Origin of the sequence: Pseudoalteromonas sp. SG43-3, from assembly GCF_014164385.1 — a bacterium.
GTDB lineage: Bacteria > Pseudomonadota > Gammaproteobacteria > Enterobacterales > Alteromonadaceae > Pseudoalteromonas > Pseudoalteromonas distincta.
This window is the reverse complement of record NZ_JACJFC010000001.1, coordinates 189741-208829: the sequence shown is the minus strand read 5'-3', so window position 1 is coordinate 208829 and position 19089 is coordinate 189741. Positions and strand designations below refer to the sequence as shown.

Annotated in this window: 20 protein-coding genes and 1 tRNA gene; 8 read left to right on the top strand and 13 right to left on the bottom strand. The window is 39.9% G+C overall.

Annotated features, from left to right (window positions below; genetic code table 11):
- The first annotated feature begins 109 nt into the window (after positions 1-109).
- Positions 110-1486 (top strand): NAD-dependent succinate-semialdehyde dehydrogenase, encoded by a 1377-nt coding sequence (locus H5157_RS01040; protein WP_182672851.1) that lies wholly within the window; start codon positions 110-112, stop codon positions 1484-1486.
- Between the two features lie 158 nt (positions 1487-1644).
- Here H5157_RS01040 and H5157_RS01035 read toward each other — a convergent pair whose 3' ends face one another.
- The gene (locus H5157_RS01035) at positions 1645-1992 is read right to left on the bottom strand and encodes a hypothetical protein (RefSeq protein ID WP_182723952.1); all 348 of its coding nucleotides are present in this window, start codon (positions 1990-1992) and stop codon (positions 1645-1647) included.
- 384 nt (positions 1993-2376) lie between these two features.
- On the opposite strand from H5157_RS01035, the gene H5157_RS01030 reads away from it, so the two are divergent.
- The gene (locus tag H5157_RS01030; protein WP_182723951.1) at positions 2377-2721 is read left to right on the top strand and encodes a hypothetical protein; all 345 of its coding nucleotides are present in this window, start codon (positions 2377-2379) and stop codon (positions 2719-2721) included.
- A 102-nt stretch (positions 2722-2823) separates the two neighbouring features.
- On the opposite strand, the gene H5157_RS20800 is transcribed toward H5157_RS01030, so the two are convergent.
- On the bottom strand, positions 2824-3246 hold the full coding sequence (locus H5157_RS20800; RefSeq protein ID WP_220496763.1) for a hypothetical protein: 423 nt from the start codon (positions 3244-3246) through the stop codon (positions 2824-2826).
- A gap of 54 nt (positions 3247-3300) precedes the next feature.
- Between H5157_RS20800 and H5157_RS01020 the strand changes: the two genes are divergently transcribed.
- Positions 3301-3633 (top strand): hypothetical protein, encoded by a 333-nt coding sequence (locus tag H5157_RS01020; RefSeq protein ID WP_182723950.1) that lies wholly within the window; start codon positions 3301-3303, stop codon positions 3631-3633.
- 216 nt (positions 3634-3849) lie between these two features.
- On the opposite strand, the gene H5157_RS01015 is transcribed toward H5157_RS01020, so the two are convergent.
- The 3 genes from H5157_RS01015 to H5157_RS01005 all read right to left on the bottom strand — a co-directional run bounded on the left by H5157_RS01015 (position 3850) and on the right by H5157_RS01005 (position 5643).
- On the bottom strand, positions 3850-4932 hold the full coding sequence (locus H5157_RS01015) for an endonuclease/exonuclease/phosphatase family protein (RefSeq protein ID WP_182723949.1): 1083 nt from the start codon (positions 4930-4932) through the stop codon (positions 3850-3852).
- Between the two features lie 23 nt (positions 4933-4955).
- On the bottom strand, positions 4956-5318 hold the full coding sequence (locus H5157_RS01010) for a hypothetical protein (protein WP_182723948.1): 363 nt from the start codon (positions 5316-5318) through the stop codon (positions 4956-4958).
- A 76-nt stretch (positions 5319-5394) separates the two neighbouring features.
- Complete coding sequence (locus tag H5157_RS01005) at positions 5395-5643, bottom strand: TIGR03643 family protein (protein ID WP_039485113.1); 249 nt, start codon at positions 5641-5643, stop codon at positions 5395-5397.
- A gap of 122 nt (positions 5644-5765) precedes the next feature.
- On the opposite strand from H5157_RS01005, the gene H5157_RS01000 reads away from it, so the two are divergent.
- The 3 genes from H5157_RS01000 to H5157_RS00990 all read left to right on the top strand — a co-directional run bounded on the left by H5157_RS01000 (position 5766) and on the right by H5157_RS00990 (position 9276).
- The gene (locus H5157_RS01000; RefSeq protein WP_182723947.1) at positions 5766-6455 is read left to right on the top strand and encodes an ABC transporter substrate-binding protein; all 690 of its coding nucleotides are present in this window, start codon (positions 5766-5768) and stop codon (positions 6453-6455) included.
- Between the two features lie 29 nt (positions 6456-6484).
- Positions 6485-7141, top strand: coding sequence for a YoaK family protein (locus H5157_RS00995; protein WP_182723946.1), 657 nt, complete (start codon positions 6485-6487; stop codon positions 7139-7141).
- Between the two features lie 74 nt (positions 7142-7215).
- Positions 7216-9276: a TonB-dependent receptor gene (locus tag H5157_RS00990; RefSeq protein WP_182723945.1), complete on the top strand. Its 2061-nt coding sequence runs from the start codon at positions 7216-7218 to the stop codon at positions 9274-9276.
- A 7-nt stretch (positions 9277-9283) separates the two neighbouring features.
- Here the strand turns inward: H5157_RS00990 and H5157_RS00985 are convergent, their stop codons facing one another.
- Positions 9284-10078 carry a helix-turn-helix domain-containing protein gene (locus H5157_RS00985; RefSeq protein WP_182692930.1) on the bottom strand — a complete coding sequence of 265 codons (795 nt, stop codon included), beginning with the start codon at positions 10076-10078 and terminating at the stop codon, positions 9284-9286.
- A 106-nt stretch (positions 10079-10184) separates the two neighbouring features.
- Here H5157_RS00985 and H5157_RS00980 point away from each other — a divergent pair, with 106 nt between their 5' ends.
- On the top strand, positions 10185-11381 hold the full coding sequence (locus H5157_RS00980) for an MFS transporter (protein ID WP_154903461.1): 1197 nt from the start codon (positions 10185-10187) through the stop codon (positions 11379-11381).
- On the opposite strand, the gene H5157_RS00975 is transcribed toward H5157_RS00980, so the two are convergent.
- The 4 genes from H5157_RS00975 to H5157_RS00960 form a co-directional block, all read right to left on the bottom strand.
- Positions 11370-11591 carry a hypothetical protein gene (locus H5157_RS00975; RefSeq protein WP_154903460.1) on the bottom strand — a complete coding sequence of 74 codons (222 nt, stop codon included), beginning with the start codon at positions 11589-11591 and terminating at the stop codon, positions 11370-11372. The two genes, H5157_RS00980 and H5157_RS00975, sit on opposite strands and share 12 nt — an antisense overlap.
- Before the next feature lie 97 nt (positions 11592-11688).
- Positions 11689-12102 carry a GFA family protein gene (locus tag H5157_RS00970; protein ID WP_007377055.1) on the bottom strand — a complete coding sequence of 138 codons (414 nt, stop codon included), beginning with the start codon at positions 12100-12102 and terminating at the stop codon, positions 11689-11691.
- A gap of 234 nt (positions 12103-12336) precedes the next feature.
- Complete coding sequence (locus H5157_RS00965; RefSeq protein WP_002958068.1) at positions 12337-13629, bottom strand: amidohydrolase; 1293 nt, start codon at positions 13627-13629, stop codon at positions 12337-12339.
- Positions 13630-14030: 401 nt separating this feature from the next.
- Positions 14031-15020: a fatty acid desaturase gene (locus H5157_RS00960; RefSeq protein WP_182723944.1), complete on the bottom strand. Its 990-nt coding sequence runs from the start codon at positions 15018-15020 to the stop codon at positions 14031-14033.
- Between the two features lie 391 nt (positions 15021-15411).
- On the opposite strand from H5157_RS00960, the gene H5157_RS00955 reads away from it, so the two are divergent.
- Positions 15412-15496: transfer RNA gene (locus H5157_RS00955), tRNA-Leu, on the top strand.
- 218 nt (positions 15497-15714) lie between these two features.
- Here the strand turns inward: H5157_RS00955 and H5157_RS00950 are convergent.
- The 3 genes from H5157_RS00950 to H5157_RS00940 form a co-directional block, all read right to left on the bottom strand.
- Complete coding sequence (locus H5157_RS00950; RefSeq protein WP_182673298.1) at positions 15715-16188, bottom strand: VOC family protein; 474 nt, start codon at positions 16186-16188, stop codon at positions 15715-15717.
- Between the two features lie 100 nt (positions 16189-16288).
- Positions 16289-16759 (bottom strand): GFA family protein, encoded by a 471-nt coding sequence (locus H5157_RS00945; RefSeq protein WP_182723943.1) that lies wholly within the window; start codon positions 16757-16759, stop codon positions 16289-16291.
- 104 nt (positions 16760-16863) lie between these two features.
- On the bottom strand, positions 16864-18936 hold the full coding sequence (locus H5157_RS00940; RefSeq protein WP_182720839.1) for a catalase: 2073 nt from the start codon (positions 18934-18936) through the stop codon (positions 16864-16866).
- Positions 18937-19089 lie beyond the last annotated feature (153 nt).

Here is a 19089-nt window from a genome sequence, read left to right as displayed (position 1 = left end):
ATATAAATTTAATTAATAAAATCAGATGGATAAAAACAAAATCAACTTTTTATAAAAACTGGCTCTAGCCTTGCACCTTTTAAATAACTAAATTTGTAAGGAGATAGAAATGAGTAACACAGTTAAAACGATTAATCCCGCAACTGAGCAAACCATTGAAACCTATACACTACTTTCTCAAAAGGAAGCAGAACAGGTAATCGAAAAATCTCACGAAACATATTTAAAATGGCGATTAACGTCATTCACTGAACGTGCAAAATACCTTAATAAGTTAGCCTCACTCTTTGAAGATCAAAAAGAAGCTATTGCAAAACTCATGACCGAAGAAATGGGTAAAGTTTACGAGCAAGGCTTTCAAGAAGTTGAACTATGTGCAGGAATTTGTCGTTATACAGCCGAACAAGGCCCACAAGTACTTGCTGACGAAGAACGTGATATGGACGGCGGCCGCGCAATCATCAGCTACCAACCAACAGGTGTACTATTAGGTATTCAACCGTGGAACTTTCCGCTTTATCAGGTAATTCGCTACAGTGCAGCTAACATCATGGCGGGTAACACAACCGTATTAAAACATGCTGGTAATGTATTTGGCATGGCTGAAAAAATAGAAGAGCTATTTAAACAAGCTGGTTTCCCAGAGTATTGTTTTAACAATCTACTTATCGACGGCAAAACAGCCAGTTCTTTAATTTCGCACAAAGCAATTAGCGGCGTAACCTTTACCGGTAGTGATGCGACAGGTAAAAAAGTAGCAGAAGAAGCAGGCAAACACGTTAAGAAAACAGTGTTAGAGCTTGGTAGTAACGACGCTTACTTAGTACTTGATGACGCAGACCTAGAGCTTGCAGTTAAAACCTGTGTAACCGGGCGCATGATCAATAACGGTGAAACGTGTGTTTCAGCTAAACGTTTTGTTGTTGTAGAGTCACTATATGATGACTTTAAAGCGCAAATTAAAGAGCAATTTGAAGCCATGAAAATGGGAGACCCAATGGCTGACGATACAGACTTAGGCCCAATGGCTCGTGAAGATTTACGCGACGGCATTCACGACCAAGTAATGGAATCAGTTAAAGCAGGTGCAAACATAGTAACGGGCGGCGAAATACCTTCGCAAACAGGCTATTACTACCCACCTACTCTACTAGATAACTTAGCCCCTGGTATGCCAGCCTATGACGACGAATTATTTGGCCCAGTAGCTTCGCTTATTAAAGCCAAAGACAACGACGATGCAATGCGCATCGCTAACGACTCTCGCTACGGTTTAGGCGGCGGTATTTTCTCTAAAGATGAGAAAAAAGCCATTGAACTAGCTAAAAAGTACTTCGACACCGGTATGATCAATATTAACGGCTACGGTTTAGCACAACCTAACCTACCGTTTGGTGGTGTTAAAGAAAGTGGCTACGGCCGAGAGCACGGCGGCTTTGGTATGCGCGAATTTGTGAATATCAAATGTATTATGATCAATAGCTAATTTAGCCTTAAATACTAGTACATTAAAAAACCTAAAAGTGGGTAACCGCTTTTAGGTTTTTTTAACTTTAAAATTAGATTACAGAAGAGCTTAGTCTTTACTAAGTTCAAACCACAAAGCAACTAAACAGTAATAACTGTAAATGAGCAGTTTGCTTTTTAATCATTATCAATATAAAAGAATAATATAATAAATTCAGAGGCACTAATTGCAGCTAGCTGCATTATCAGCAAAAACATAATACCAATCCCAGCTTGAGGGTCAAGTTCAATACCAAAGACAAGTACTGCCGCTAAAGTAATAGTAAGTAATGCAGCTATAATTCTAATAAAAATGAGCCGTTTATTTTTATAGTTTTTAGCGTTAGCTAAAAAATATAGAAGCAAATAAGGCAACAGTATAAACGCAAAGCCAATTTCAGTTGGCATCCAGTACTTAATAGCAACAGCAACTAAAGATAAAACAGCAAGCGCCTTAACTGGGTAGTACATTTTTTTATAATTCACATGCTTTCCTTTGCACGCAGTGCTTTATTAGCACCAAATAAAATATTGCCGAACAATATAAAAACTTTAACTATGCAATGCAATCTATTTCACTAGACTTAACCTGACAGGCAACAATGAGCGATAAGCGGTCATTGAGATTGGCCAAATATCGTCGTGAATTGATTGGTAAGGCTGCTCTTTGCGCATATATTCATGAAAATGAGCGCTGAGCGCATATTGTTCTATTTATCTTTTCTTTAAAGTTTCAGAAACTTAGTAATAGTAATACCTTAAACTATTTGTTAAAACTATATCATTCAGAAAAATGAGCGTGACGTCGGCAGAAATATGCGCGATGAGCGCACTATTAAATTGTTATGCACCTAAAAGGAAGTTTCAATAATGGAAAATAATTTCATAAAAGTAGAAAGCAAAGATGTAAACCTGAAATTTGTATTCGATAACCTCAGAAATTACGGTATTGCCGCGCTATTTTTTTATACTGGCGTTTTAATATTTAAAAATGGAGCCTCTAGTATTTTGCTAGATTTCCCGTATGCCGCTGGGACAGTAGGAGTGATTATCATGGTAACCGCTGTAATACTTGCCAGCTTAAATTTCATTCAAGGTACACTTGCATTACTTGCGGTAAAAAAGTTGAGTTTAGTCCCTTACCTTATTACAGCAATGCTATTGCACTTAGTGCTCTTTGAAGTCTTCTTTTATCGTGCACTAAACGGCGCATAACAATCACATTAAGTCGCTCGCAGGCTCGCTGGGACAGTAACACGTGGGCACTGTCGCTTCGCTCTGATTTTAGCCCACGTGTTACTGCCCCTTATGTGGGCGTTAAGCCTCTAAAATTGCGCCAAGCTTTAGTTTAAAAACAGCCTTTCCGAGTGGTGCGCCCCACTCGGGGAAGCCGTGGCCAACAGACAACCCTTTAAATTCAACCGTCATTTTTCTTGCTTCTTTGCTGTACCCGTTTTTAAACTGAATAACGTCATAAACTTTATGTTCTAAACGCTTAACCCAGTAATCTTTAATTTCGCGATATTCTTCATCTTTTATACCGTCAGCTATCATGTCAAACCATTTCTTTTTTAAAGTAAGGTGCAAGATTCTAGGCTTAACAACAGGGTCAATCAGACCGCCCAACCCTGTGCCGTTTTCCTGTTTTTCAGTTTCGTTACCCATCGTCATTACTCCAATTCTGTGCCACCAAAGTCGGCTAATTACCCAAGGGTTAAGTTTTTTTGTAGTCGTGTGCATATATCCCGTATGTACATGGTTGTTATTAGGGAACTAAAACAAAAGGAAACTACGATGAACAAGAAGTTAATTATAACTGCGATTTGTACCTCATCTCTTTTTTTATCTACATCTGCACTTGCAGGTGAGTGGGTCACAGGAAAAGGCGAAACTATTCAAGCAGCAATAGAGTCGGCTATTTCAGTAGGTGAGGCAAGAGTTCGATCTCGAAGGTCAGGCTGTGTAGATGGTAAACAGCGAGGCTTGAAACAGATTGAAATAAGTGGTGTTAAAATTTGGGAGATTCAAGTTTTAACACATAATCACAATGGCTCGTGTGGTATTGATGCAAATGCCGAATGGGCTAAGTCTGTTGCAGCGGATCTAGCGAAGGCTGTTGCTAAATAAAAACTTAACAAGGCGCTTAAACGGAAAATTTACAGTTGGCTGCGACTCGTGCCTCGCGCATTATAGCCAACTGCAAATTTCCGCTTAGCTTAGCGTTACCACTGTTTGCAATTGGCACTCTCCTGCCACTCGACAACATAAATAATGATTATAACTGGCAAGGTATTTTACTGTGTCGGATGGCGCTTCGCTTATCCGACCTACACTGCCTAATAGCTATAACTTTTCCTCAAACCTCGGCACTTTTCGCTTATCTGCCTTATTCATAGCAAGCTCTTGAATTTCTTCTTGCTTAAGCTCATCGGGTTTATCTTCTAGTGACTCCTGATTAGCGTTTTCGTAAGAAAGCTCAGTAAGGAGTGCAAAGTGATCAGAGCCATACTTAGCTAAGCGCTTAATACGCTTTACTTTAAAGCCTTCGCTGTGAAATAAGTGATCGAGCGGCCAACGCATAAAAAAGTAGCTTGCATGAAAGGTGTTATAAAAACCACGGCCTTTTCGAGGGTCTAAAAAGCCACTTATTTGCATAAACAAACGGGTGCTACGCGACCATGCTACGTCGTTTAAATCTCCGGCAACTATGGTAGGTCGTGTTGGGTTTTTAAGTGCTTTAGCCACCATTATTAGCTCTGAGTCGCGCGGACGTGATGAGTCTTCTTCGGTCGGGCTTGGTGGTGCGGGGTGAATAAAGTGCCCTTGCATTTGCAGGCCTTCATCGTTTTCAAACAGAATATGAATTGAAGGAATATCTTCTTCTATTAGCTCACATATTTGTGCATCGAGTATTTTAAACTTGCTGTATAAGTGCATGCCATAACGATTATCTTTAGGGCATTCTATGTAATACGGGTAATTTTTTTTAATGACTGATAATTTATTTTCCCACCAGCTATCGCTTTCAAGCGTAATGAGCAGGTCGGGTTGGTGCTCATCTACAAGGCTAATTAGCTGCTCACTTTTATGGTTCGACATAAGTACATTTGCCGACATAATTCGTACGCTGTGGTCTATATGCTTTGGTGCGCTTTGCACTTCTTTTTTAGCAAGCCACGTATACGGGTAAATCCATTTACCTTGTAAAATCATTATAAGTAATGAGGTTAAGGCTATAAACACGTAGCCTATTGCGCTACTTTGCCATAATAAAAACAACGATATAACGGCTACAAAACTGGCAATATAAAATACCTGTAAGCGCACAAAGTCGCAGCTACGCACTAAGTAATGCTGGCTGTACGACATAGGCAACAAGGTAACCAGTAAAAAAAAGCCAATAATTATAGCCAGCGCAATGAGCATTTTAATATCCTTATAAAATTAGTTTAGCGACTTAAAATTGAAAGTATTTCTCGGGTGTCGTGCACCATGTGAATAACTGTACGGTCTATTTCAATACTCACTGTACCATTATCTCTAGAGCGTTCAATCACTCTACCTCGTTTATATAAATCACGATCTAAATAGTCGCCTCGGTGGTAGCTTTTACTTAGCCCTGGTGGCGTCCAACCTGCGCGAATTAGCTGCTTAGCCTCTTTTTTAGAAAGGTAGTCATTGTCGTTGTGTTTATGTGAATGATGCTTATTATGGCCGTGTTTATGATCATGCTTATCTTTATGCGGTTTCGCATCTGCGCTTATTGAACATAAAGCCAATGCTATTAGTGCTGTGTATGTTAGTGCTCTCATAAATAATCTCTAGCGTAATTAATAGCTAAAGGCTAACAAACACGGCTGAACATCATATGAAACAACTTACACTTATTTAACGTTGTTTATATTGTGTTTTACAGTGGCTTCGCATAATAGCGGGATCGCGTAATTTTAAGTGTTTTGTTTTACGACCAGCATGGCGTTTACGCCACACTTTAAAACTGCCTTTTGAAATATGTTCGCGCATAAATACCACCAGCTGGGAGTATTTTAATCCGTATAACTGCTCTATTGCCTCAAAAGGGGTTCTATCTTCCCACGCCATTTCGATAATGCGTGACTGCTGCTCTGCGTTAAACATGGTATATCTCACAAAATTTAACTATACGCTAGGTAAAAATACTTAGATCAATGCAATTAAGCTCAGTAACTGTATAATTGGCGTTCAATTTATGTATTTTAAAAGATATCGAATTTTTATTTATGCGCGCAATATTTCTGTTTTTAGCTTTAACTTTACCTTCATTATTACTTGCAGCGCCAAGTAAAACCCTGCGCTGCGTAACAACTCACTACCCGCCTTTTACTATATTTGATGAGAAAAGCGATACGTTCACGGGTTTAGATATTGAATACTTAACGTTTATTGAGCGTAATTTAAATCTTAAGATTGACGTAATTCATCTTCCATGGGCGCGCGTTAAAAAAGAAATGGCGCTGGGCTACTACGACTGCTATTTCTCTTTGGCCAATACAAAAGAACGAGCAGAGTATTTAGATTTTACAAGCGTGCACTTGCATACTACTAAGTATGGTTTATTTGCTTTAAACAAAGATAAACTACTCACTGACGATTTATCAAATACCCCAATAGCGATGCTACGCGGTGTTGCTGTGCCTGAGGTTATTGCTAAAAAGTATAAACTTGATGAGAATAATCTGCTTCGCTCACTTTCAACTAAAGACACTTTTGAGCTGCTAGAAAAAAATCGCGTTGAATACGCAATAACTAACTATCAAGCAGGTTTGTGGTACTCAAAGGAATATCAAAACGTATACGCTAGGCAGTTCAATGAGTTTACGTTTCCTACTTACATTGCTTTTAAGCGTGGCGTAATAGATACAAAATTAGTTGATGAGCAAATAAAGCGCTTTAAAGCACAAACTCAATAATTAACACTGTACACGTTAAGAGATAACCAATGTTTACAAAACTACCAAAGTGGGTTGAATATGGCGCGTTTACGCTCGCATTTATAGCGGGCATAGTTAACGCTGTAGGCTTATTAGGTTTTGAGCATCAAGCCATTTCGCACTTATCAGGCTCTGTTACTTTGTTGGGTATTAAGCTAATGAGCAATACCTCAGCCGCTTTGCTGTTGTTTAGCATACTCATTAGCTTTATGTTGGGCTCGGCGCTTTCTGGTTTTTTACTTGCAGGGCGTTCATTAAAACTTGGCCGCCATTACGACACGCTCTTATTTATTGAAGGCGCTTTACTATTAGCAAGTGCCTACCTACTTAATCAATCTTATGTTTATGCAATTACGCTTGCCTCTGCTGCGTGTGGGTTACAAAATGCGCTAGCAACTAATTACAGTGGTGCTGTTATACGTACGACACATTTAACCGGTATTTTTACTGACCTTGGTTTAATGCTAGGTAAAGCGCTTAAAGGTGAGCAATTTGATACCCGTAAAGGCGTTATGTTTTTACTCATTATTGCAGGCTTTTTACTAGGCGGTATAACCGGCTACGTTTTATTTAAGCATTACTTAGTGCTGGCTTTGGTATTTCCTGCTGTGGCTTGTTTTGTTTTATCAATTACGTATCGGGTTTATAGGTTACGTACACTTTAACGCAACAAGTTTAAATGCATATTAAAACCGCATATTATAGAGGCAATGCAATATAGATTACTTTCAAGGAATGTATGAAACCTTATTTTTTGCCGCTGATATTACCCTTTAGCCACACTGCGTTTGCCAATAATCAAAACGACGATGCAATAGAAACCATAACAACTACGGCATCACGTATTGAAGCGCTATCGACCCCAATGCCTTTATCAATAAGTACACTCAGCGAAGCGCAGCTAAATAGCATAGCGCCTACCCATATTGAAGAAGCCCTGCAACGTGTAGCAGGAGCTAATATTCAACGCGGAAATGGCCAAGAGTATTTACCCGCACTTCGCTCTCCGGTACTTTCGGGCGCTGGCGCTTGTGGTGGCATATTGACTTTGGAGGATGGCATACCACTTAGAGCCGCTGGGTTTTGTAATATAAACGAGCTATTTGAGGCGCACAGCGAAATGGCGCAGCGCATTGAAGTGCTAAAAGGCCCTGGCTCTGCACTTTATGGCTCAAACGCTGTGCATGGTGTTATTAATGTAATAACGCCCGACACCACACAAGGCGGTGGCTTAGTTGGTTTAGATTATGGCTCGTACGGTTATACTCGCTACAAATTACGCGCAGGGCAAGATTACGGCAACAGCGGTATCGGCATTAACGCAAGTGTTACCGACGATAGCGGTTACCGCGACGACGAAAGCGTAGAGCAACAAAAAGTAAATATTCGCCATCGCTATTCAAATAATAATTTATTACTTACCTCAGGCCTTACTTATACAAATCTTGATCAGCAAACTGCGGGATTTATTACAGGCTTTGAAAGCTATAAAAACGAAGACCTCGCGCAAAAAAACTTTGACCCTGACGCATTTAGAAAAGCACGCGCATTTAGAGCATGGAGCAATGCAACATGGCAATTAAATAACGATGATGTGCTCTCTACTACGTTATATTTTCGCGACCAAAGCATGGACTTTTTTAAGCACTTTTTACCCGGCACACCGCTTGAAACAAACAGCCAAACCGGCTTTGGTGTGCAATCGCTTTATCAACATAATTTACAACGTAATATAAAAATAAACCTAGGGCTTGATGGCGAATACACGCAAGCCGATTTTACTCAAAGCCAAAACGAGCCCACTCAAGGTTCTGCATTTTTAGTTGCTACAGTACCCCAAGGTAAGCATTACGATTACGATGTAAACGCCACGCTTTATGCCCCTTTTGCATCGGTTGATTGGCAATTAAATAAATGGTTACTTACCGCAGGTGTGCGCTACGAGCATATGCAGTACGACTACACCAATAATATGCTAGCAGGTAGAACAAAAGACGATGGTACAGAATGCGGCTTTGGTGGCTGCCGATACAGCCGCCCAGCGAGTGCTAAAAATAGTTTTAGTAATCTATCGCCAAAGCTTGGGGTTAGTTATCAGTACAATAAAAATAACACGCTTTATGCAAACTTTTCTCGCGGTTACAGAGCGCCACAAGCGGCTGAGCTATACCAATTACAACGCGAGCAAACTACTGCAAATTTAAGCGCCGAAATAGCAAATAACGCAGAGCTTGGTATTAAAGGGATTTACGAAAAACTACGTTATGGCGTGTCACTTTACGCTATGAGTAAACACAATACGATTTACCGCGATAGTGACTTTTTTACGGTAAATAATGGCAGCTCTCGCCATCGTGGTATTGAGCTTGAGCTTGACTACCAGCTCACTAAGTCGCTTGCACTTAACTTTGCAGGCACACACGCAAAGCATACTTACACTAACAACCAAATACTTAACGGTTTAAATATAAACGGCAACGACATAGATACCGCGCCGCGTAATATTGCTAATCTCGATTTAACATGGCAGGCATTAAACAACGCGCAATTTGCTTTGCAGTGGCACCGCGTTGGTAACTACTACACCGACCCAGAAAACTTAAATAAATACCAAGGGCATGATGTTTTAAGCCTACGCGCACAGTGGCAAGTTACTAGTAATCTTGAGCTACTTGCTCGTATTATTAACTTAACTGATGAGGCCTATGCAGAGCGCGCCGATTACACCAGTTTTACCGGCGACAGATACTTCCCGGGTAGGCCTCGTAACGCGATGCTTTCGGCAACTTATACGTGGTAATGCTTATTTAAGGGCTAAGCTGATTTAAATCGCTCATGTATTTCATGGGCGACTTTTTCATTACCTTTTTAAACATAGTAATAAATGCACTCACCGACTCATACCCTAATAACTCCGACACCTGCTGCACACTTTGCTTATCAGAAAGCGCTTTTAAGGCTGTAATTATATGCAATTGCGTACGCCATTTTCCAAATGTCATACCGGTTTCTTTTTTAATTAACCGCGCTAATGTGCGCTCAGTTAATGCAAACTGCTTAGCCCATTGTGGTAGTGTTTTTCGGTTGTTTGGCTTGTTTATAAGCTGATCGCTCATGGTTTGAATTACCTCGTTTTTAGATAATACAAAATCCAGTGGTTGTACGGGCATATCAATAAGTTGATCAAATAACACCTGCGCTAAACGCGCTGTTTTACTATTTAAAGTATAGTGCTGATTATGCCCAGCCAACTCACACATTAGCTCTTTAACCAGCGGCGTAATAGCTAACGTACAGGTATTTAGCGGCATACCGTTTTTACTACTATCAATAAATAAATGACAAAGCTGCGCGTTATCAGACGCCCTATTGCTATGCACCTTTTGTGCTGGGATCCAAATTGCACTGTGCGTGGGCACCATCCACATTTTGGCCGACACTTCACACGTTACATACCCATGCAGCGCTAAAATTAATTGCCCTTTTGGATGGGTATGCAGTGGTATTTCGTGACTTGCATGGGCATGCTCTATTTTGGCTATTATGGGCTGCGCCATAGTTTCAAAATTTTTAATGTCGTCCCAACCAATTGCATCAAACATAGTTTTGTCTGTTTTTAGTTATTTAATGTCATTATCTCTAAATTATAGTTTTTACTAAGCCTTTATACTAGCGCCCATTAAGTATTAGCTTTAATGGTCTTCCCTGTTGTTAAATAACACACCTAAATCACGCTTTGCTGGCATATTACTTGTGCTTGGCATATTACTTATTGCCGCAAATTTACGCGCCACATTTACAGGTATTGCACCTGTGCTTGAACAAATTATTAATCACTTTGGGCTTAGCGCATCGCAAGCTGGTTTTTTAACAACACTGCCACTCATAGCCTTTGCGGTTGCATCGCCAATGGCGGCAACTCTTGCTAAAAAGCAAGGGTTAGAGCGCACCTTGTTTGTGGCTTTGTTATTTATACTTGCAGGGGTTGCAGCGCGGGTAATAAATACCTCAGCCATGCTTTTTGTAGGCACCGCTATTATTGGTGTGGGCATTGCAATCGCAAACGTATTATTACCAAGTTTAATTAAGCGCGACTTCCCTGCAAAGGTTGCGTTAATGACCTCAGCCTACGTGCTTACTATGGGCGTGGTATCGGGTGGGTTTTCTACTTTGGTATTTCCGCTTAGTCAGTTAAACGGATTAGGATGGCAACTTGCGCTGGGCTCATCAGCTCTTATTACTTTGGCGAGTATTATTGTATGGATGTCGCAATTAAGTAAGCACACAAAACCCGCGAGTATTGCTCAACACACCGACACGTCAAAAAGTGTATGGCGTTATTTACTAGCATGGCAAATTACCCTACTGCTGGGCTTAAACTCGTTTTTAAATTATATAATTATTACGTGGTTACCAAGCATATTAACCGAAACTGGTCACTCAGCTACCCAAGCAGGTGCTTATCATGGTGCTTTTCAAATAGCGACTGCATTACCGGGTTTAATATTAATTCCGTTACTTGCCAAATTAAAAGATCAAAGCGCGCTTAGCTTTATTTTAGCCATGTTGAGTGCACTCAGTGCATTGGGGCTGCTTTACATGCCTAGCTTTGCTTTTGTTTGGACCCTAATGCTGGGCTTTTGCTCTGGGGCATGTTTTATATTGGGGCTGTCGTTTATTAGTTTACGAACTGACGATTCGCAACAAGCAGCGTCGCTTTCAGGTATGTCGCAAAGCGTAGGTTATTTGCTCGCGGCTATTGGTCCTATGCTAGCTGGTGCATTACACACTACAACAGGCAGTTGGAGTGCGCCATTGTGGTTGTGCGCTATTGCCGGAGTACTGTGTGCTTTATGTGGTTTGGGCAGTGGTAAAAACACCACTTTAGCTAAATCAGCTAACTAGCTGCTGTAACCACGAAAATAAACCAGACGAAGGTTTACTACTCGCGTGCTTTTGCTCATAGCGTTTATTCGTTACTTCGCGCTGTTCACGGCGCTCTTGTGCTAAATTAGCTTTTGCAGTAAAACGCAAGCGCTGCTCTTGAGTAAGCTCATCATTAAAACTAATGGCTGTTTTTTTCACTGCTCGGCTGCTTTTAGGTGAACTACACATATTATTCTCCAAATGACTGACTTATAAGTAGACAGTCATTTGGTTAAATAAATTTCAAACCGCTTACTAAAAAAGTAATACTGATAACCCCAAATAACTAGTTTTGTGGGGTTGTATCAAACGCAGGTACTTCGTGTAAGCCGCTCAACCAGCTCAATGTTGATTTAGCCCAAATTTGTGCTGTTGGCGTAAACTGATCACGCTGATCAACCGCACCAATACGCAAGCCATATACACGGTCAGCTTTAGCTTCATTAGTTGCATAAAGTGTTGTACCACATGTGCCACAAAAACCTTGCGCACGCTTGTTACCACTTTGCGCTGTTTTAACAAACTCTTTTGGCTCACCTTGGGTAAATACTACCGAATTTGGCTCTGCAATTATAACGGCTCTAAATGGGCCGCTCGACATACGTTGGCAATCGCTACAATGGCAAACAAGTGCATTGTTATTTTGAGACTTTGCCTGGTATTTAATTTCACCACAGTAACAGCTTCCAGTAATTTCCATTATTTAAATCCTTAATGCTTATGAAGATTGAATCGAGATATAAGACCGGCAGTATCGATTCATTATTTTTAAAATATAAAAAATTGCTCGCCGGTTCATTTGTATATTCGGTTAGGTTTTTAATTTTTGAGAGTGATTTTTTCAAAATTGAGCAAGTGCTACAAACATGATGCGATGTTTTAAATAAAACAGCAATACCACGTTAAGCTAATAGCGTAACGTGGTGTGTTTAAGCTATCTTTTATGTGCGTTTAAATAATCAACAGCTAACAGGCTGAGCGCCTTAGTGCCTACTTTAAACGATGATTCGTCGGCATAAAAATAAGGTGAGTGATTACTAGCCACTGTATTTAAATCTTGCTCACTTGGTGTGCCGCCTAAAAATACAAATACACTCGGCACTTCTAATGCGTAAAACGAAAAGTCTTCTGCGCCGGTTATTTTTCCCATTTCAACTACGTTTTCATTACCTGCTGCTTTTTTAAGGCTAGGTAACATTTGCGCAGTTAACTTTGGGTTATTAATCGTTACCGGATAACCTTCGTGAATATGTACCTCTGCAGTAGCACCTGACGATTTAGCAATGTGCGTGGCTGTGGTTTTTATTTTTTCAAATATTTGTGCTCGGTTATCCATATCAAAGTTACGAATTGTACCTACCATTTCGACTTCTTCAGGAATAATATTATTACGTACCCCACCCGCTATCTTACCAAACGAGACAATAGCAGGCTCTTTGGTAATGTTGATTTGGCGACTAACAATATGATTTACGCCTGTTACTATTTGCGCAGCTGCGGCAATGGGGTCAACCCCAGTCCACGGTGCAGAGCCGTGTGCCTGCTTGCCATGTACTGTTATTTCAAACCGGTCTGCACTGGCCATTGCAGGGCCACTTCTATAGCCAATTTTACCGCTGTGCAAACTAGATGTTATGTGTAACCCAAAAGCAGCTTCTGGTTTGTATTGTTTAAATATGCCTTCTTTAAGCATTAACTCAGCGCCCCCCTCTTCCCCCTCTGGTGCGCCTTCTTCTGCAGGCTGAAATACAAACATAATATTACCGTGTAGCTCATCTTTCATGTTTGCAAGCACTTGTGCAGCGCCCATTAGCATAGCCACGTGCGTGTCGTGACCACAAGCATGCATTATGCCTACATCTACACCACGGTAATTAGTGGTTTTAGTTGATTTAAAATCAACATCGGCTTTTTCAGTAACTGGCAGCGCGTCCATATCTGCGCGTAGCATTACTGTCGGGCCTGGCTTTGCACCTTTTAATAGCCCCACAACACCTGTATAAGCAATCCCTGTTTGTACTTCCATACCCAGCGACTTTAAGTGCTTAGCGACAATACCTGCTGTGCGGGTTTCGCGATTTCCAAGCTCAGGGTTTTGATGAAAATCACGTCGCCAATCAATAACCTGTTGCTCTATCTTTTTAACTTGCTGATCAATGTTTGCATTGGCATTAAACGCACTAAGGGCAGCAAAGCCCAACGCTATTGAAATTAGTGATTTTTTCATCCTGTTTGTCCTTATTATATTTATTGGTTTTATAATATTGATGAGCACGAGCCCTTATGTATTATTGAGAACATAATTAGTTTGCTCTATAACCACTATTACTGAAGGCTCTACAATAATCAATCCCATTTAAGCTAGATGCTCAACTATGAAGGGCCACTTCACTTTTCACTGGTTTTATCTATTTTTAGTTTAAAGTTTTAGCGCTAATTAAGCCTACCACTTTTGCTTTTGTTGATTTAAATATGGCATTTAATAGTCAACCGACGCACGTAAAGTGAGTTTTAATAAGCGCGGTGGTGGATAGAGGAAGTTAACGAGTAATAGGCTTGGTACATAATTGCTATTCAAACTATAAAATAAGAATAGCAATGTAGAACCTCCCCTTATGTTGGGGGTAATTATTTATATGCATTCGCATTTTTAATGCTGTCAAAATCATTAAAGCGCACGTTGTGCTGCGCCATTACTCTAAGTATTTTTTTACTTAGCATTTGGCGTAAATAAAACGGCTGATTTGGCACAAAATGATGAATGGTATGCGTTTTACCAAAGTTAAAACAAAACAAGTGAAACGGCATAAATAAACGACTCGTTAGTACATGAGTTTGTTCAAGCATATTATTAACGCCGCCATAGTAATGCATGCTTGAGGTAACAAAATTAAGCGAGCTTGAGCGAATAATATTAGGCACAATGAGCACAACCATTAAAAATTCAAACACATCCATTGTACTTAACAACCAATTAGGTGAATTTAGCGAAAGTGGTATAAATAAATCAACGATATGAAATATAATAACGCTATATAAAACAGCAAAATACGCAGTCGCTATCGGAAATCCCGCATTAAAAACACTCGAAAAACTAAAGCCATTAATTTCTTTTCTAAAACGTTTAGTAGAAATAATTAGCCCTAATAACCCATCTACAATAACTAGCGCACGTAAAAATGGATTTTTAATACCGTTTCCCACCAAGCGTTCTTCTAGGTCTTGTTGTGTGCCTGAGGTTTTGTGATGGTGTAAATGCATTTTACGTCGGTACCATGGGCTAATAGTATTTGGCCGCATTAACCATACTACTAACATCATAAAATTATGCATGAAAGGCTGATTGCTAAAATATTGTTTATGTATAAGGTCGTGCTCTAACTCATGGGAAATAGACGCAGCAATAGCCGCAAGTACTATACATGCCCAAGCAGGTATTAGGGCTAAATAATATAAAACACCAGCACCAATTAATGCGCTAAACGACAGCAATAAAATAATTAACCCTAAGGTATTTTGATGTGCAAGTAATGGGTATTTTTGACGAAGTGATGCTTCCTCTGCCTTAATAGCTTTAACAATCGATTGAATGTTCTGTTTGGCACTTAATTGGGTCATAATTAATGTCTTAAAAACCTTGTTGTACAAATAATACCTGAATCAAGCGCAAAATCGGCATAAAGCAGGAATAATTATTATAATACGATTCACTATTATCAATAGTTCAATTGCTTATTTATTCAATCGCATAACAGTTTAATAGCACTCATAACCCAAAATATTCGCTTTATATATCAGCCCAAAAAGACTTAAAAAATTCACCGATGGAGTCTCCTTGCTATAAACGATTAATTATCAACCAGTTGTTTATGCAAATAAAAGAAAAGGCTTGCCGCCCCCTCTTTTGTTTGTATAATGCGGATACAGAATAAGAGGTATATAAGTATCCTTTTTATTTTAAGTGGTTTTTCTTTATCTTTTTATGCTTAAAAGATTAAAGAAAAACTATGCCAGCGTGATGAAATTGGTAGACATGGGGGATTCAAAATCCCCTTCCGAAAGGAGTGCCGGTTCGAGTCCGGCCGCTGGTACCACTTTTTGAACCTCAGCTAATTATTGGCTGAGGTTTTTTTATGCCTAAAATTTAACTAGTAATCTATACCACTTCGCTTTACGAAGTGAGCTACTTTTAGGTAAGAAAACCGTGTCGATAACAAGGTAAAACCTAGTTAAGTTTAAGCAAAAGCCACAAACCTTCCATTAAAGCCATCAATGTAATTAGAAAGGTACATAAATCTAATTAGCATGCGAGTTATGCGTCTTGCTCTTGATTTGTTATATTCCCAATTCGATTATTTAACTCTTCGTCACTAACATCTTCTTTATGTGTACCAATGATCCATATATGACCAAATGGGTCTTGTAGTGTGCCGGTCCTATCACCATAAAACTGATCATGTACGGGTCTTATTTCTGTTGCACCAAGCTCAATTGCTTTTTTAAACACGGTATCAACATCTTCAACATAAAGCATAAGGCTTAGCGCTGTACCACCGAGTTCTTTTGGGTTTTTTAAATGCTCTTCAGAACCATTATCTGAAAGCATAATATGCGAATCACCAATTATTATTTCTGCATGGGCTATTCCACCATCAGGTAAAGGCATCTGCATTACATGTTCAGCACTAAATGCATCACAATAAAAATCTATCGCTTTTTGTGCGTCATTCATAATTAAATAAGGTGTAACGGAATGAAACCCTTTTGGTATTGCTGAGACTGCCATAATATTCTCCTTTACTTACGCGGTGATTTTTAATATTTAATTAACTAAATATGCGCTTAATTTCCCCTAAATTTAAGCTTAGCTCATACAAAAAATTGCGTTACTTTTCGAGGTTTAAACGCTTATGCCAAGCAGCAATACTTTCATCAGGGTATTCTTCAAACTGCTTGTCACCTACATTAATGGGCGCATTTACCCAATTTGCTTTACTACCAAGCATTAAATGAGTGCGCTCTGGCGGTATGGGTAACTCACTATCTATTGCACCAGCAAAGGGGTGAACTTGCTCAGGCCAACGTGCATCGTATAACCACAAGTTAGCACTACAATGCTTACAAAAATGACGCTCTGCAGGGCTGATTTTATCGCCTATTTTTGCATGATAAATAGTTATGTGTTCACGCCCTGTAACCTCAAGCGTGCTGTATTGCGCGTTTAAATTAATAACAAACCCGCCGCTCCCTGCGGTTTTACGGCATATAGAGCAGTAACATAAATTGTAAGGATAAGGGTGTTTTGAGTTGACCGTAAATACCACTTTGCCACAGTGACAAGCGCCATTAAGCTTCATAATATATCCAATATTTATTGTTGGCTTGAACTAATACCTTAACTAGGTGAGCTAAAAAAAACCACAACAATTACATGCTGTGGTTTTTTTAATTATTGAGCTTACTAACGCTCCCAATATCTTAAATTACGCAATGTATTTATAAATTTATCGGCTGAATGTGCCTCTAAATCTATCCAACCATCATCTACTTTTCCATCAAGGCCTGCCGCTTTAAATAAAGGCTTAGCCTCATTTGTAAAGCCTATAAATTTCATATGTGCGTACGCATCACTTACAAAGTCTTTAGCTTCTGCTACGGCAGCTAGTTTTTTAGCTCCATCTTCGGTGGTGAGTACAAGTACCGCATCGTATAAAACCGATGGACCACCATTAATAACCTGATCAGCTTTAAAGTGTTTACCTTTACTGCATTTAGCACCGCCAACTTGCGGGGCAATAATTTCAAAGTTTGCACCTTCACTTTTAAGTGCATTGGTAACCGATTCAAAAATTTCTGCATTAAAGCCATCACTTACTAAAATACCTAATTTACGGCCTTTGAAGGTGTTGGGCGCATTTTTCAAAATACTTAACGCATCAGATACAGGTAAGTCTTTACGTGTTGGCATTGCAGCTTCTGCCGGATCTGGCATTTCTTGCAAGCCAAGTCCTTCGGCAACTTTATTTGCGAGGGTTTCGTCAATATTTAACAAGTGCGATACCAAACGTTCTCGTATTGGCAAATGCTCAACTTTAGACAGCTCAAACACGTACGCAGATTGAATATGCGCCTGCTCTACCTCTGTTTGACTTAAATAAAATTGACGAGCTTGACTGTAATGATCGCTGAATGTTTCTGAGCGATAACGCAGTTTATCACCGCCACTTACTTCAGGTTCCTTTGAGCTTTTAAAGCCATGTACTGGGCATTCGCGCGGGTTGTTTTCGTCGCCGCTCCATGAGTTTGGCTCATAATTAACACGCCCTTTTGGATTGTGCATTGCCATGTGGCCATCTTGCTGAAAATGACGCATTGGACATTTAGGCGCATTGACCGGAATATGCGTAAAGTTAGGACCACCTAAACGCTTGGTTTGAGTATCTAAGTATGAAAAGTTACGACCTTGCAGTAGCGGGTCAGGTGTAAAGTCGAGCCCCGGTACAATGTTTTGAGTACAAAATGCTACTTGCTCTGTTTCTGCAAAAAAGTTGTCTACAACACGGTCAAGCACCATACGACCAACAATTTGCACTGGTACTTGCTCTTCAGGTATAAGCTTGGTGGCATCAAAAACATCAAATTCAAATTCATCAGCAAATTGCTGATCAAACACCTGTACACCTAGTTCCCACTCAGGGAAGTCGCCGTTGCCAATAGATTCCCACATGTCTCTGCGATGAAAATCAGGGTCCGCGCCGTTTAGCTTAAGTGCTTCGTTCCATACTACAGATTGCATTCCGCCTTTTGGTTTCCAATGAAATTTAACAAATTTTTCATCACCTTTGGCATTAATAAATTTAAAGGTATGAACACCAAAACCTTCCATAAAGCGTAAAGAGCGTGGAATAGCTCTATCAGACATTGCCCACATAACCATGTGCATTGACTCAGGTGACAAACTCACAAAGTCCCAAAAGTTATCATGTGCTGTTTGCGCCTGCGGAAAACCACGATCAGGCTCGGCTTTAGCGCTATGAATTAAATCAGGAAACTTCATTGCATCCTGAATAAAGAATACCGGTATATTGTTACCCACTAAATCCCAGTTTCCTTCTTGGGTATAAAATTTTACCGCAAAACCGCGTACATCACGTGCTAAATCTGGTGATCCTTTATTACCTGCAACCGTAGAGAAGCGAGTAAACACAGGCGTTTTTTCACCTTTTCGCTGAAAAATATCTGCACAGGTTAAATCTTCAAGCGTGTCGTAAGTTTCAAAATATCCGTGTGCACCATAGCCTCTAGCGTGCACTACACGCTCAGGAATGCGTTCATGATCAAAGTGAAAGATCTTCTCGCGCATTATGTGATCTTCTAATAATCCGGGGCCACGTTTGCCCGCACGTAATGAGTTTTGATCGTCACTTACAGGGCAGCCCTGCGCGGTGGTCATGGTAGGGTGTTCATCCGACGCTTTTTGATGCAATTCGCCGCCATGCCCTTTATTACCTGAGTATTTAAATGATTCAGCCATGTTTAGTCCTTCATACAGTTTGATTTAATGGGTCGATAGTTTTTATGAGCTTTAAAACTAAAAGCGACTATGCAAATGCAAAATAAAGACCAGACATCAAACCTAGTAAAAAAGGGCTGTACAGATAACAATGTAGTATTTGAGGTGATTTAT

Excerpts from the sequence above, each read along its gene's own strand:
- H5157_RS01040 (WP_182672851.1), top strand. The coding sequence starts at position 110 with ATGAGTAACACAGTTAAAACGATTAATCCCGCAACTGAGCAAACCATT.
- H5157_RS01030 (WP_182723951.1), top strand. The coding sequence starts at position 2,377 with ATGGAAAATAATTTCATAAAAGTAGAAAGCAAAGATGTAAACCTGAAA.
- H5157_RS20800 (WP_220496763.1), bottom strand. The coding sequence starts at position 3,246 with ATGCACACGACTACAAAAAAACTTAACCCTTGGGTAATTAGCCGACTT.
- H5157_RS01020 (WP_182723950.1), top strand. The coding sequence starts at position 3,301 with ATGAACAAGAAGTTAATTATAACTGCGATTTGTACCTCATCTCTTTTT.
- H5157_RS01015 (WP_182723949.1), bottom strand. The coding sequence starts at position 4,932 with ATGCTCATTGCGCTGGCTATAATTATTGGCTTTTTTTTACTGGTTACC.
- H5157_RS01010 (WP_182723948.1), bottom strand. The coding sequence starts at position 5,318 with ATGAGAGCACTAACATACACAGCACTAATAGCATTGGCTTTATGTTCA.
- H5157_RS01005 (WP_039485113.1), bottom strand. The coding sequence starts at position 5,643 with ATGTTTAACGCAGAGCAGCAGTCACGCATTATCGAAATGGCGTGGGAA.
- H5157_RS01000 (WP_182723947.1), top strand. The coding sequence starts at position 5,766 with ATGCGCGCAATATTTCTGTTTTTAGCTTTAACTTTACCTTCATTATTA.
- H5157_RS00995 (WP_182723946.1), top strand. The coding sequence starts at position 6,485 with ATGTTTACAAAACTACCAAAGTGGGTTGAATATGGCGCGTTTACGCTC.
- H5157_RS00990 (WP_182723945.1), top strand. The coding sequence starts at position 7,216 with ATGAAACCTTATTTTTTGCCGCTGATATTACCCTTTAGCCACACTGCG.
- H5157_RS00985 (WP_182692930.1), bottom strand. The coding sequence starts at position 10,078 with ATGTTTGATGCAATTGGTTGGGACGACATTAAAAATTTTGAAACTATG.
- H5157_RS00975 (WP_154903460.1), bottom strand. The coding sequence starts at position 11,591 with ATGTGTAGTTCACCTAAAAGCAGCCGAGCAGTGAAAAAAACAGCCATT.
- H5157_RS00970 (WP_007377055.1), bottom strand. The coding sequence starts at position 12,102 with ATGGAAATTACTGGAAGCTGTTACTGTGGTGAAATTAAATACCAGGCA.
- H5157_RS00965 (WP_002958068.1), bottom strand. The coding sequence starts at position 13,629 with ATGAAAAAATCACTAATTTCAATAGCGTTGGGCTTTGCTGCCCTTAGT.
- H5157_RS00960 (WP_182723944.1), bottom strand. The coding sequence starts at position 15,020 with ATGACCCAATTAAGTGCCAAACAGAACATTCAATCGATTGTTAAAGCT.
- H5157_RS00950 (WP_182673298.1), bottom strand. The coding sequence starts at position 16,188 with ATGGCAGTCTCAGCAATACCAAAAGGGTTTCATTCCGTTACACCTTAT.
- H5157_RS00945 (WP_182723943.1), bottom strand. The coding sequence starts at position 16,759 with ATGAAGCTTAATGGCGCTTGTCACTGTGGCAAAGTGGTATTTACGGTC.
- H5157_RS00940 (WP_182720839.1), bottom strand. The coding sequence starts at position 18,936 with ATGGCTGAATCATTTAAATACTCAGGTAATAAAGGGCATGGCGGCGAA.